The organism is Desulfolithobacter dissulfuricans (assembly GCF_025998535.1).
GTDB lineage: Bacteria > Desulfobacterota > Desulfobulbia > Desulfobulbales > Desulfobulbaceae > Desulfolithobacter > Desulfolithobacter dissulfuricans.
Genome location: NZ_AP024233.1, coordinates 1,095,146 through 1,108,880, shown reverse-complemented (window position 1 = coordinate 1,108,880; position 13,735 = coordinate 1,095,146). Strand labels below are relative to the sequence as shown.

The 13,735-nt window shown below is 48.5% G+C and carries 14 protein-coding genes, 1 tRNA gene and 1 pseudogene; 10 read left to right on the top strand and 6 right to left on the bottom strand.

Annotation, left to right across the window (positions count from 1 at the left end):
• Positions 1-15: 15 nt before the first annotated feature.
• Positions 16-153, bottom strand: a pseudogene (locus GF1_RS16290) (hypothetical protein); the annotation flags it as partial.
• A 578-nt stretch (positions 154-731) separates the two neighbouring features.
• On the opposite strand from GF1_RS16290, the gene GF1_RS04850 reads away from it, so the two are divergent.
• The 4 genes from GF1_RS04850 (at position 732) to GF1_RS04835 (ending at position 3,980) form a co-directional block, all read left to right on the top strand.
• The gene (locus GF1_RS04850; RefSeq protein ID WP_267928500.1) at positions 732-1,637 is read left to right on the top strand and encodes a PilZ domain-containing protein; all 906 of its coding nucleotides are present in this window, start codon (positions 732-734) and stop codon (positions 1,635-1,637) included.
• A 340-nt stretch (positions 1,638-1,977) separates the two neighbouring features.
• Entirely contained in the window at positions 1,978-2,244 is a 267-nt protein-coding gene (locus GF1_RS04845; protein WP_267928499.1) for an RNA recognition motif domain-containing protein, read from the top strand.
• A 172-nt stretch (positions 2,245-2,416) separates the two neighbouring features.
• Entirely contained in the window at positions 2,417-3,643 is a 1,227-nt protein-coding gene (locus GF1_RS04840; protein ID WP_267928498.1) for a DEAD/DEAH box helicase, read from the top strand.
• Positions 3,644-3,779: 136 nt separating this feature from the next.
• On the top strand, positions 3,780-3,980 hold the full coding sequence (locus GF1_RS04835) for a cold-shock protein (protein WP_267928497.1): 201 nt from the start codon (positions 3,780-3,782) through the stop codon (positions 3,978-3,980).
• Positions 3,981-4,171: 191 nt separating this feature from the next.
• Here GF1_RS04835 and GF1_RS04830 read toward each other — a convergent pair whose 3' ends face one another.
• Positions 4,172-4,516, bottom strand: a complete 345-nt coding sequence (locus GF1_RS04830; protein ID WP_267928496.1) for an AzlD domain-containing protein — start codon at positions 4,514-4,516, stop codon at positions 4,172-4,174.
• Entirely contained in the window at positions 4,513-5,298 is a 786-nt protein-coding gene (locus tag GF1_RS04825; RefSeq protein ID WP_267928495.1) for an AzlC family ABC transporter permease, read from the bottom strand. Before GF1_RS04825 ends, GF1_RS04830 begins: the two co-directional genes overlap by 4 nt.
• Positions 5,299-6,089: 791 nt before the next feature.
• On the opposite strand from GF1_RS04825, the gene GF1_RS04820 reads away from it, so the two are divergent.
• The 4 genes from GF1_RS04820 (at position 6,090) to GF1_RS04810 (ending at position 9,236) form a co-directional block, all read left to right on the top strand.
• Positions 6,090-7,319 carry a tyrosine-type recombinase/integrase gene (locus GF1_RS04820; RefSeq protein WP_267928494.1) on the top strand — a complete coding sequence of 410 codons (1,230 nt, stop codon included), beginning with the start codon at positions 6,090-6,092 and terminating at the stop codon, positions 7,317-7,319.
• Positions 7,320-7,684: 365 nt separating this feature from the next.
• Positions 7,685-7,906, top strand: a complete 222-nt coding sequence (locus GF1_RS16395; protein ID WP_353740424.1) for a helix-turn-helix domain-containing protein — start codon at positions 7,685-7,687, stop codon at positions 7,904-7,906.
• Positions 7,907-8,010: 104 nt separating this feature from the next.
• Positions 8,011-8,664 carry a helix-turn-helix domain-containing protein gene (locus GF1_RS04815; RefSeq protein ID WP_267928493.1) on the top strand — a complete coding sequence of 218 codons (654 nt, stop codon included), beginning with the start codon at positions 8,011-8,013 and terminating at the stop codon, positions 8,662-8,664.
• A gap of 425 nt (positions 8,665-9,089) precedes the next feature.
• Entirely contained in the window at positions 9,090-9,236 is a 147-nt protein-coding gene (locus GF1_RS04810) for a hypothetical protein (RefSeq protein WP_267928492.1), read from the top strand.
• Positions 9,237-9,700: 464 nt separating this feature from the next.
• Here GF1_RS04810 and GF1_RS04805 read toward each other — a convergent pair whose 3' ends face one another.
• From GF1_RS04805 to GF1_RS04795, 3 genes are all read right to left on the bottom strand, one after another.
• Positions 9,701-10,231, bottom strand: a complete 531-nt coding sequence (locus GF1_RS04805) for a hypothetical protein (protein WP_267928491.1) — start codon at positions 10,229-10,231, stop codon at positions 9,701-9,703.
• Positions 10,232-10,409: 178 nt separating this feature from the next.
• Positions 10,410-10,802 (bottom strand): hypothetical protein, encoded by a 393-nt coding sequence (locus GF1_RS04800; protein WP_267928490.1) that lies wholly within the window; start codon positions 10,800-10,802, stop codon positions 10,410-10,412.
• A 517-nt stretch (positions 10,803-11,319) separates the two neighbouring features.
• A tRNA-Thr gene (locus GF1_RS04795) sits at positions 11,320-11,396 on the bottom strand.
• Between the two features lie 76 nt (positions 11,397-11,472).
• Between GF1_RS04795 and GF1_RS04790 the strand changes: the two genes are divergently transcribed.
• Positions 11,473-12,960: a cytochrome c3 family protein gene (locus tag GF1_RS04790; protein ID WP_267928489.1), complete on the top strand. Its 1,488-nt coding sequence runs from the start codon at positions 11,473-11,475 to the stop codon at positions 12,958-12,960.
• Complete coding sequence (locus GF1_RS04785) at positions 12,957-13,721, top strand: septal ring lytic transglycosylase RlpA family protein (RefSeq protein ID WP_267928488.1); 765 nt, start codon at positions 12,957-12,959, stop codon at positions 13,719-13,721. Before GF1_RS04790 ends, GF1_RS04785 begins: the two co-directional genes overlap by 4 nt.
• Positions 13,722-13,735 lie beyond the last annotated feature (14 nt).

Here is a 13,735-nt window from a genome sequence, read left to right as displayed (position 1 = left end):
AGAGTGAACGAAACCATGGGCGTGCCAGCCTCGGACACAGAGATTGCCGCGGGTTACCGGATGGTTCCGGCTGGGGGACGAGCCCACCACATGACCGTCTTTCACATGGAGGTAGAGCCCACAACCACAGCCACAGTAACAGCAGACGGTCATCACATCGCGCATGGCGGTCCCCCTTGAAAGAAAACGTTAGGATCCTTGAAAAGGCGGGGATCTCTCTGGCTGCCACAGGGCAGCCGGAAAAAATAACAGCCAGTCAGGCGATCCTTTCCAGAACTGAACGATCCAGGGACATGGAACCAGGCAGCATCACCGGAAAAAGAAGGCTTGGCCACCTGTGGCAAGTATAGATGAAGAACCCCTGTTAATCAACCCGTATCTGGGTGCAGAATGCCGCCTGAACCTGTCACTGCCACCACAGGCCCCAGCTCCGACCCGGAGAGAATCTCTTCGCTCCCCAAAGGAAAAAGCACTGCCGTCAAGCGGTCCAGCGAGCCACCACAGGGTGCCTTGCAAAACAAGGCAAGATAAAACAGAACCGATGCAATTTTTCTCTTCTCCATTGGGCGGAAATGTTGGACACTGAAGAGAAAAGGGGTACGATGATCCCTTCTCTGCCATGTACCACAAGGCATCCCCGGTCTCTCCGGGGATGCCTGCGACACCATCCGGACAGCGGCATCCGGAGATTCTGCTAATCTAGTATTGCACTGGCCAGCGACCAGAAACTTATGACAGACACTACCAGGCTGACACAAATTCTGAGCAACTATTTCCCGGAAGAAAAATACACCGAAAACGGCGTGGCCACAGGTATTGCAGAGGGCAACATTATCGTCGAGCCCGGGGCCCTTGCCAACTATCTGGAAAGTGCCCTGCACGACGAGAGCCTGCTTGAAGTGGAACTTGGGGCCCTGACCCGGCTCTTTTTCTGCCGGATCCTCGATCACCCGCCGGAATCCGAGGTCCAGAAGGGTAAGGACGAAGCCCCACTGGAATCGGACTACACCCGAGGCGAGTATCTCAAGGCCCTGGACCACGTGATCATCACCCCCCTGGAACCGGCCATCGGCAACTTTTTAATTTGCTCCACCCCACGAGTGCTGCTGCGGATACTCACCTCCCGGATGGCCATCGAGCTGTGCCTCTCTTTTGTGGAAAAAACCGTGATCCAGGGGTTGCCGGTCCTCAGGTGTTCGTTTCCCACCGTGGCCCGTCTGGTCGAGGGAGCCAGGGAGTACCGGGCCAAGATACCAAAGGACATGCAGTTCGATGTCCAGATCACCCGCAAGCGAAACAACCAGACTTTCACCACCCGGCCCATGGACATGAGCGTCAGTGGGATGTGCCTGTATGACCCGGCCGAGCGCAACACCAGTCTCCGCGAGGATGAACGGGTGCACCTGGAGGTGCTGGCCAACGGCGAGACCATCCTCGGCCTGGATGGCACCATCCGCCATGTCTCCCGGTTGCGCGATGCCAAGGGACTGCAGTACGTGTTCGGAGTCCGGTTCGACCTGGTTTCCCGGGCCATATCCACGGATGTGGAAAAGCTGGTCGCCGGCATCCAGCGGGCCAGGCTGCGGGAGCTGTCCCAGCTTGCCGATGAATTCGGGGTGGATTTCGGCAAATGGTAGAAAACTGAAATTAAGGGTGCCTTGAAAAATAAGAATTTTCGTTCGAGATCAAGGAACAGGAAAATTAAAAAGCGCAGCATATTAGTCATATGTGAGCATTTTTCATTTTGCTGTGACGCAGAAATCGGACGAAAAGGCAATTTTTCAAGGTAGCCTATAGCGATTAATGCGTCAGTGGTGTGTTATTTTATTGCATTAACCGAAATACCTTGTATAGTGGCCTTCAACATTTCAAGTTAAGTAAAAGCATTTTCTTTTCCATCACACCGGAATCCGGTCGTGATTCCCATCCCCTGGATGCCATAAAGTTTCTGCTGATCACTTACCAAGGAGAACCAGCATGAAACTGTTTATCGGCAGTCTACCTTACAACATTACCGAGACCGAACTCACCGACATATTCAGCGGCTACGGAAACGTTGTCAGCGCCAAGCTCATCATCGACCATTTCTCGGGCCGGCCCAAAGGCTTTGGTTTTGTCGAAATGGAAACCAGGAGCGAAGGCCACAAGGCAATGGAAGATCTTAACGGCAAGGAATACAAACACCGGCGGCTGGTCTGCAACGAAGCCAAAATGCAGAAGAAAAAAGGTTCACGCCGCAGGTAAGCCGTATCGCTTTTCACCGCGCATCCCCAGTGATCTCTCTTTTTTCAAACCACGAATAAAAGAACAGTAAACGTACAATACAGAACTATCCCCAGACCGTTGCTCCTCAGTCAATTTGGATCCCCGGTCAGGAGACCAGAGTACTCTATCAAGAGTCAGACTAAGGAGTTATATGCAATTCGAACAATTTGATTTTCACCCGGCCATCGCCACAGCCATCGAGAAATGCGGCTACAAAGAGCCCACTGCCATCCAGCAGCAGGCCATACCGCACCTGCTTGGCGGCCACGACCTGCTGGGACTTGCCCAGACCGGTACCGGCAAGACAGCAGCTTTTGTCCTGCCGACCCTGCAACGGTTGCTCGATGGTCCGCGGAAAAAAGTACGGGCCCTGATCCTCACTCCGACCAGAGAACTGGCAGAACAGATTCACGAGAACATCGGTGAAATGGCCAGGGGAACCGGCCTGCGCAGCTGCACCATCTACGGTGGCGTCAGCAAGTTCGGACAGATAAAGAAACTGGAAAGCGGCATGGAGATCGTGGTGGCCTGTCCCGGACGGCTGCTCGACCACCTCAACGGTCGCTCCATCGACCTTTCCGATATCGAGATCCTCATCCTGGACGAAGCCGACCAGATGTTTGACAAAGGCTTTCTGCCCGACATCCGTCGGATTCTGAAACAGGTACCCCAGAAGAGACAATCCATGGTCTTTTCCGCCACCATGCCCGGCGCGATCCGGCACCTGGTGGAAAATATTCTCTCAAACCAGGTAACGGTCCAGGTCGACCATGAAAAACCGGCTGCCACCATCAGCCACGTACTCTTCCAGGTATCCCAGGGCCGCAAGACCGCCCTGCTCAAGAATATCCTGGAAAATAAGGACATGCCGACGACCCTGATCTTTACCCGCACCAAGCACAAGGCAAAGAACCTGGCCAGGCAGCTGCAGAACGCCGGCTTCAAGGCCACATCGCTGCAGGGCAACATGTCCCAGAACCAGAGAAAACAGGCTATGGACGGCTTCAAGGCCGGCAAGTACAACATCCTCGTAGCCACCGATATCGCCGCAAGGGGTATCGACGTCTCCGGAATCTCCCATGTGGTCAACTATGACATTCCTGATACGGCGGAAGCCTATACCCATCGTACAGGCCGTACAGGCAGGGCCGAAAAGAGCGGCGAGGCCTTCACCTTTGTTACCTCAGGTGATTCCGGGCTGGTCCACGTTATCGAACGGACCCTGGGCCAAAAAATTCCGCGTGAGACCTTGGAAGATTTTGACTGCGGCGCATCGGCTGCATTCAACATCGGCGCAGCGGCCAAACCGACCAAACGGTGCTTTGCTCCGCCCCGGAAGAGAAGAAATAAATCCCGCCGAGCGGGCAATCGAGTTTGATCGCGGCTCAAGCGCCGTATCAAAATAATGAACCGCAACCTGAACAATCGGGTTGCACATGCCGGGTTTCACCAACGGAAACACGGTTTTTTAAAAATGGTTTCAATAAGAAACCGCGTAGTAAGGAGTTTACAAAATGGCTGAAGGAACAGTAAAATGGTTTAATGATTCTAAGGGGTTTGGTTTTATCGAGCAGGATGGCGGCAAAGACGTATTTGTCCACCATTCCGCCATTCAGGCCCAGGGTTTCAAAAGCCTGGAAGAAGGTCAGCGTGTCAGCTTTGACGTTGTTGATGGTGCCAAGGGTCCGGCTGCGGAGAACGTCGTAGCTCTGTGATCCCGTCGCCAGTCGACAGGCAGTAAGAAAACCCCCGCTTTTGGCGGGGTTTTTTTTTGTCCGGCACAAGGACTTTTACCTGCGACGACATAACCCGTCCGAGGAAATATAGAAGTTCTTTTCAGACCGAATTCCGGGCACATCCATATAAAACATCAAGTGAAAAACGAAATTTTCCTTTTCCACCCGGATCAACCGGCAAAACAGGATACCCCGAAAAGCATCCCCGCAAGCCAATACAGCACCATTCCCACCAGTACGGTCCCCCCCAGACTTTTAGTCTTCAGAGCAAAAAAAAGCGTTGGGACAGCGACCAGCAATTCAGGTTTGCCAAGATCCAGATTACGGGTTGCAGTATCGGCCAGTAAAATCGGGGCCAGCAAAGAACTCAGAATTGCCACCGGAATAAGACTTAACCAGTCAACCAGCCACTGAGGCAGACGCCTGTGCGACAGGTAAAAAAGAGGCAGCCAGCGTGGCACATAGGTAACCAGTCCCATGCAGAAAAAAAGCAGCAGATAGTCGGAAAAACTCATTGCCTTCTCCTTGCCTGCTGCTTTATGAAAAAACCAAGAGTAGCTGCACTCACCGAAGCGCCGATAATGTAGGAATCACCTGGAATAAACAGATACCAGACAATGGAAATAAGGGCTGCCAATATGCCGGTCAGGATAAAAATTCTGTTCTGCAGCTGGAAAACCAGGAGACAGATAAACATGCCCGGCAACGCGTAATCAATGCCAAAGGCTCCTTTTGGTATAAACTGTCCGATCAGGGTCCCTGTTACCGTGGAAATGATCCATGCCGCATTGGCCAGTTGGTTCACGACAAGAGCCCGCCACTTGTCCCAATCACCGCTACGAAACCGAGCCATGTTGAGGGCAAAACTCTCATCGGTAATACCATAGGCAAAAAAAGTGAGGAACCAGCGGCTGATCCTCTTCAAATATATGGCAAGCGCGGAACTCATCAGCGCGTGCCGCAGGTTGACCGCCAGAGTGGTCAACACTATTGACCAGGCTGCAGCCCCCGAAACCAGCATGCTCACACAAATAAACTGAGAACTGCCGGCAAAAACCAGAATAGACATCAGAGCGACAGCCCACCACTGCAACCCCGCCTGGCTCGCCAAAACGCCAAAGGCCAGACCAACCGGGAAATACCCAAGACAAATCGGCCAGGCCGCGGCAGCTCCCTGCCGCAAGCATTCATCAGGTGACAAAACCGGCGCTGCATGCTCTCCCTTCAGATTTTCTTCCTGCATTTTCCTGCTGAATTTTAAAAAATTATGGCTCTTAACTGGAGGTTGGAGTTTCACATCGTTCCATCTCGTCATGATAGTGGTAGATTTTGGCACCCATTGTGTTCTTTGACATCGTTTTGTTCCGTATTTGCTGCCTGCCCCTTAGCCGCTGGTGGAATCCAGCATAATCAGGGGGCTGGAATTTTCGGCATGTCGGGTTCTACCACTGCCGAACCCGAACCTTACCAAAAATCATCTGCAGTCTCCACTGTACCAAACCGGCCGTGACCTGGTTTTCTTATCTCCATTGTGTCAGCCTGATCAGATGTTCTACCTGGTCGCAGCAGCCCTGCCCGGCAATGGATAAGGCCATGGTCATCCTGTCCTGTCCCCAGGGCATATTGGGGGCGGTCAAGGTAATCCTCGTCACAGAAGAAGGTTAGCCATACACACACATGAGGTTGAGATGGGCAAGCAACCGCTCCCTGAACCCTCACCGGCTTGACGAACCAGGATTGCAGGAAATGGATAAAATATTATCCAGACCTCGATCCTCACAGGGAGACGAACCTTTGCGCCATTTCCTGTAACCGGCATCCAACCAAACAAAAACAGCCACTCAACCCATTGGGCTAAGTGGCTGATATTTCTGGAGCCGATAAGCGGAATTGAACCGCTGACCTACTGATTACGAATCAGTTTGTAACGAGCACGAGCAACTGATTTATAGCGTTGAATGCGCTTGTATCGCGTATTATTTCTTGATTTTTCCCATAGAACTATATACTCTCCTGTCACAGACGTTCATAGAACGACAAATAGTTCTATGGCTCCCATAGAACTGACATAGAACTGAGGAGGATACGATGGGAAAGAACAAGAGCGAAAAATTCAACTTTACCATGAGCCGGCTAAATGCGCTTGAACCCGGACCCAAGAGGAAATATGTGTTTGATTCAAAGCAACCAGGCTTGAGAGTGTCAGTGACAAAAACAGGGGTGAAATCGTTCCAGTTTCAGGCGTGGAGCAAGACGCTGGGGAAGCCATTGACTCGCACACTTGGCAGAATCGAAACTATGTCGATTGCTGAGGCAAGAAAACAAGCTGCTGCTCTGCTGGCGGAAATAAACCAGGGCACTGACATTGAGCGTAAAAAGCAGGACGAAAAACGGCAACGGCAGCTTGAACCGACAGTCAAAGAGTTCGCTGTCGAGTACATAGAAAAATACGCTAAGATCAACAAGAAGAGTTGGAAGGAAGATCAGCGCATACTAAATGTTAATATACTGCCTGTGATTGGATCCTTGAAAATGTCAGAAGTAAAACGGCGTGATTTAATTGCCGTGATTGACAATGTAGCAGACAGAGGCAGCCTTGTAATGGCAAACCGGACACACGCTCTTTTGTCTAAAATGTTCAACTACGCTATGGAGCGGGATGTGATAGAGTTGTCACCTGTTTACGGTATGAAGAAGCGTACTTCTGAAAAGCCAAGAGAGCGCATCCTGTCAGATACTGAAATAGTCGAGTTCTGGAATGCTCTTGGATCAAGTCCTGGAGAAATGATATTAAAAATGATTCTCGCTACTGGGCAAAGGCCGGGAGAGGTTAGACTTGCAGAGTGGACTGAAATTCAGATTCAAAATGCATTGTGGACGATACCATCTGATAAAACAAAAAATAATCTTACACACGTTGTTCCGTTGAATGAAATGGCGATTGAAATAATAAAGCAAATGAAATTGAAATCTGATGGAAGCCGTTATGTATTCCCAGGAAAATCAAAGCAAAAACCTCTTACAAACACCAGCCCTATTCATCGAATGCAGAAGATAATATTGAAACTTGGCTGGACTGAGAAAGCAACGCCTCATGATCTGAGGAGAACAGTTAGAACTAATTTAGCAAAATTAGGGATCAATAAAATTGTTGCAGAAAGACTGTTGAACCATAAAGAACAGGGTATATCTGCAACTTATGACAGGCATGATTATCTTCAGGAAAAGACAGCCGCACTGAGCAAGTGGAATAATCGTTTAAAGCAGTTGTTAACTGGGAAGGAAGGGAAGGTGATCAAGATCAGAGAGGCCGTGTAGCTCATATCGTACATACAGTTTCAAGCTGAATTGAGCCTTGTGTCCTGAACGGATGCGGGGCTTTTTTGTGCTCTGTGAAAAAAAATCACATTTTCTGAGTGCCCGATAGCACATAAAAACGTTTCATATATGCGTTTTTTGAACAATTCAATTTGCACATATTAAGATATTCAAAATTTAATTTTCTCTGATAATTGTCACATATACGATTATTTTGAGCATTGATGAACGAAAAAAAAGCACGGTCAAGGAATAACGAAAAAAGCCAACAAACTCAATAAGTTACATGATTTTTTACGTTGACAATTTTAGTTCTGCATCTTAGTATTTCGTACAGATGAAATATTTATTTCAATTCTAAACTGATGAGGAGAACCATGAAGACACGAAAACCAAGAATAAGGAAAGTACGCCGTAAACTCCAGCCGATCGCTTTGAACGGATCTGACGCCGGGCGGTATCTGGGAATCTCAGAATCTATGATGCGAAAAATGAGAAGTGACGGGAGCGGCCCTCCTTACAAGACAATCGGGAGGAAGATTGTTTATCTGCGGAGCGATTTACAGCAGTGGCTGGAAAATAAGTGAAAACAGCTTGAGCGGGATAGTTCGACGGGACGAAAAGGAGTAACTCTCTGGCTCTCTGCCCGCTCATTTTTTTCAGAGACATTGCCAACAGAGAGGGCAGGGAGATGAACGACAAAACATCAGTTAGAGTAAGCGGCAAAATGGCAGCCTACGTCAAGAGGCTTAACGATCCAAAACACCCACAGAAGATCAAATTCAAATTCAGCGCACAGGCCCGCGACGTAATCAAGGTTGTCAAAGCCTTTGGGGAATTGACTGTTGAGTACGTGGATGATTCAGAGAAGACAAGATTCTTCCCGCCGCTTAACATTTCCGTGCGTGAAATGGGAGCCGACTTTAAGTACTGTTATGAAAAATTCGAGAAATGGTTCAGAAGGATTTACGGGAACGAGGAGTGGTTAAAAGTCTTTTATAAATTTGAGGAGAATCGGATTTATGAACTGTATCAGTGTGTCAACCAGGACGCTACAATATCCTATTTGCACAATTTACCAATGGACCTAATATTTGACAAAGGCAAGTTGTCTGGCAATGAACTAAAAGTACTGCTGGCATTTATGGCAAGAGCAAAAAAGACACCTGAACTTGGCGGTATCAGTATATGTGGCTGGTCAGCAGAAAGTTTAGAAAGAGAATTAGGTATGCACAGGAATACAGTTGGTTCATGCATAAAGAGGCTTGAAATGAAGAAATTTATCAAGCTACTTTCATCACTGAGCAACAAACGAAAGAAGAAGTATCAAGTGTGCGTATCATGAAATAAGCGTAAGTACTTGATTTTTAATCGTCCCACTGCAAAGTTTGCACAGTTTTTGTGCACAAAACATGCAAAAGTTGTCACAAAATTTGTGCACTATAGTAGTGCTATGCTTCTTAGCATACTCACAGACAATATTTCATATTATCTTTTATTCACTTTGTTCATAAGAGTATTCAGAAGCATAACACACAAAAACCGCGCAGCCGAGCGGCTGCTTGTTTTTGATAGACTGCTTGCTTCGCTTTTCTGAACAAGAGGGCATGTTGATCATTCAAGAATTAAATTTCCCGATTGATTTAAATTAAAAAAGTTCCGCCGAGGTACCACTATGCAGCACTTCTTGTTCCTATTGACTCCTCTCACCTACTTTGCAATAATTAAGTTGTGTTAAAATTAACTGGTTAAATACGTTGGAGATGAACAATGAGTCTATTCTTGGATGTGATTCTGTACAAGATTGCCTGTTTGATCTGGACGGATAAACAAGAAGATGTCAATCCCTCGGATGAGTATTACTTCTGGCTTGAAGAATTTGTTGAAGATCAAGCCAGAGACGATCTTCCCTTCTGAATATCAACAGCATTTTGCAATTCCCATTGTGCCTCTGTCATAGGACGGGGCACAATGATTACCCCTTCATTGCAATTCTCTGGATAATCTACTGTTCCATCTTCATTCCTATACACCACGGATATTTTCCTTTCCTGTAGTGGTGCCTTTTTCTTTACTCTGTCAAGGACACTCTGTAATGCATTAACTCCGGTTGACACTGTCAATCTCCAATAATATTTCGCTGGAATGTACTTCCGATTCTTGAACAGTAATTTATAACTGACGTTCATAATCAATAAACTGTGTGACTGAAAAATATGTATCTTGCTTGTCTAAAAACGTCATATATAGCGTGAAAATGAAACTTCATATAGGCAGTGATACGATTGTATCTGTAAAACTTGTTGCTGTTAAATATTGAAAAAATCAACAACAAGAAAGGGACACGCCCCATCATTCTGAGGAAAGGGGTTCACATTTTCTTATACAGCAAGTTTTTCTTTCAGTGCCTTCAGTTCTCTTTCAATTTCTGTTATCTGCAAAGCATGTAACCTCTTGTCCAATACTCTTGATAATATCTCTCCATCAAGAGGTGATATTTTCCCAGAGGCTATTGATTGAAGAATAAATTCTGCCGCTTCTCCTGCTGCTTTGACAGTATCAACAATGGGCATTCCTTCAAGTTTGACAGGAGAGGATTTTTTGATCGGTACAACTCTCTCCATGATCATCTTGATCATTTGAGGATGACCATTTAGTGCCATTTCAATAGCCTGTCTTGCAATAGCTCCAGACTCTTCTTCAAAAAGATTTTCGGCTGCAATCGTCACTTTATTTTTACTTCCGCAAGGTCTTCCTTTTCCATGCTTATTACCTGCTTGAAATCTGCTATGGGTGTTTTTAGACGATGAATCTTTATTGCCTTTTTTATTGTTGTGGCCAAGAATAAATTTATTACCATCTTTAGTAACTCTCTTGCCACAACCACATTTACAGAAAGGTAACTTATTCATCCTAATTACCTCTTATGATTGCTTTGATAGTTTTTTTGTACTATTCTTTTTTTATTAGTCTTTTCATTGCATCCTCCAAGCAACCTTTTGTTTTTAAGACAAATATCTAAAGGGATAACATTGTTTCCTATCAGCTTTCTGGTGTTCTTCTTTGCCATTGTTATTGCAATTGTCATTCTTACAGTTTGGCATACTCCGCTCTACATGCACGGTAATTTTTCATGTCTCCACATTTAGCGTAATAACAAAGCAAATCAAACAACTCTTGCTTTTTTGCTTCCCGTTCATTTGCAAGTTCAATAGCAGATTTCTTCCCTTTCTTTCCTTTATCCAAAGATTCTTTTTTATAGTTACTGACATATTCATCAAGGTTATTCCAAACTGAAATTGACCTAACATTATTATCACTATCAATCACAAAACGATGAAGCCCATTTTCAACAATTTCATTCCTGATACCATCAGGAATACCCTTTTCCTCACATGCATCAATAATAACTGCTTTAAGCCGTTCATCATGGTCTTGTATTATGGAATCCTGAAAAGTGACTGCTGATTCTTGTGTTTTCATTTTTATTACCTCACCGGGAATACTTTTTTTATTGTGGACAATGGAGCGGTCAATATACCTTTTTTCCTATCAACCGAAAGTCCATATCCTTTACAGACTTGGCTAACATACTGAGGCGTACAATTATGCAACCTTGCAATTTGGCTCAATGGCAACGAAACTGCAATATTTGCATAAGCATCCTTCAACAATTCATCTCGATTTATGGTCATGATTTACCTTTTCTATTGATAGAAATTAATTTTTTCAATCATTTTATCAAAATATATGTTGTCAGTAAAATAATGTCAAGCAAAAATTACAGAAATGTAATCAACCATAAACATAACGTTCAATCATGACAATTTTTGAAAAAGCAGACACTGCAGATTGCTACAGAGGAGCAGCAGAGATTTTGTGAAGAATATAGCTCTATGCGAAAGAAAACGGATTTTACTCAGCCATAGAACTGACATAGAACCGAGGCAATAAAAACAAAAAAGCACTTAACGATTAAACGCTAAGTGCTTGATTTTACTGGAGCCGATAACCGGACTTGAACCGGTGACCTACTGATTACGAATCAGTTGCTCTACCAAACTGAGCTATATCGGCGTACTGGTTTCTGCCCTGGATGGGCCGGAATTTGAGGTTTATTGATGTAGCAGTTTTATGGTAGAGTGTCAAGATTATGAGGGGAAAATTCATCATTCTTATGGCCGTGGCCGCCATCGTCTGCGGCTGTCGGGAAGAAAAGGGAGAGGCGCCGCGGCCTGATGCTCCGAAAAAGCCGCCTGTGGTCCAGGAAGAGCCCGCCGGCTGCCGGGGATGTCACCCCAAGGCCTCCCTCGGGGCTCATGAAGGACTGGAATGCGTGACCTGCCACAGGGGCCGGGATGGCTCAGGAGAGCAGGCAAAAGCCCATGAGGGACTTGTCGCCCGGCCGGCCCATCCGGAGTTCATGGATGAAATCTGCGGACCCTGCCACATGGAGAAGATCCAGGCGGCCCATACCTCCCCGCACTTTACGCTCAAAAACGCTGTCGACAAGGTCCGCACCCATTTTGGTGCCGAGACCACGCTGGATAATCTGACGGAAATACCTGTTACAGAGGCACCGCAGGACACTCTGGAACTGGCCGATGACATGCTGCGCCGCCGCTGTCTGCGCTGCCACGTCTACTCCCGCGGCGACGGGTATGCCTATACCCGGCATGGGACCGGCTGCGGGGCCTGTCACGTGGCCTACAGCGGCGGAGAGATGATCCGCCACGCCATGCTGCCGCGGCCCACGGACCAGCAGTGCATGAGCTGCCACTACGCCAACCACGTGGGAGCGGATTACTACGGCCAGTTCGAGCATGATTTCAACTGGGAATACCGAACGCCCTACACCACCACCGAACCCTTTATCAGGCCCTATGGCGTGGAACAGCATGATCTTGCTCCAGACATCCACCAGCAGGCCGGCATGACCTGCCTCGACTGCCACAGTGGTCCGGAGTTGATGAACCTGAACCCGGCAACCACCCTCTCCTGCCGGAGCTGTCATGAGTACCGGCCCGACGAGAACGCCACAGGCCTCGCCAACCTCTCATTTGAGAATGGCACCCTGGTGCTCACCACACTCCATGGCGGCACGAGACTGGATGTCCCGCAGATGAGTCATCCGGCCCACCGGGAATTCGGTAGCCAGGTGGCGTGTCAGGTCTGCCACGGCCAGTGGAGCTTCAACGATTCCACCACCCATCTGCTACGCAGTGACCTGGATGAATACGATGAATGGGAGCGGCTGACCGTGCAGTCCAGCAGTGAAGTGGAACAGATACTTGAACACAACCTGAAAAGTGACGAAGAGGAGCTTGAGCCCACCATGCGCGATGGGATCACAGGCATACCAAGATACGGTCTATGGTATAAAGGCTTTACCCAGCGCCGCTGGGAAGAGATGGTGATCGGTCGGGACCGGGATGGCGTCATCCGGGTATTCCGGCCAATTCTTGATCTTCGTCTTTCCTGGATCCGGGACGAGGACGACGTCCGGTTCGACAACGTGCGGGGCAAGGGATCCGGGCTGGTGCCCTATACACCGCATACCACGGGTAAGGCGGGATTGTTCTATCGCAATCGTTTCCGCCACCTCCTTGACCCCAATCCTGCTGCCGAGGGTTCCCGGTGAAGACAGCGCTCTCTCTCCTCATCCTGCTCGTGACCCTCCAGCTGACCGGCTGCGGCCAGAAGCCTCCACCGACCTCCGGATCGTCCGCCCCCGGTGGCAGGCAAGAGGCTACCCAGCGCCCCTATGTGATCAACGGCAAAAGGTATTATCCTCTCCCCTCGGCCGAAGGCTACCGGGAAGTGGGTATTGCCTCCTGGTATGGGCGCAAATTCCACGGCCGCAGCACGGCCAACGGCGAACGGTACAACATGTATGAGCGCACGGCCGCTCACAAAACCCTGCCCATGAACACCGTCGTCCTGGTGAAAAACCTGGAAAACGGCAAACAGACCGTGGTCCGCATCAACGACCGGGGCCCGTTCATCCGCAACCGGATAATCGACCTGAGCTACCGGGCGGCAAAGGAGATCGGCCTGTTGCGCAACGGGATAGCCAGGGTGGAGGTCATCGCTATGGGCGAGATGTCGCCGGCCACGGTCCATACCCGCTCAGCGGCTGCCACCAAGGCCAATCTCCGCAAGTTTGACAGCGGCACGTTCTATATTCAGATCGGGTCGTTTGAACAGAAAAATCGGGCCCGGGAGATTGCCCGTCTTTTTGCCGGGGAGGGATGGCGGGTGGTTATCCAGGAGTTTCCAGCCGCGGGGACCAGGCTGTACAGGGTGCTGCTCTACAGCGGTACCTCGCTGGCCAGGGCCAGGAAGGAAGAAAAGCTGCTGGAGCAAAACGGTTATCCGGACGCCTTTGTGGTTGCCAAATAAGAGGCAGGAACATC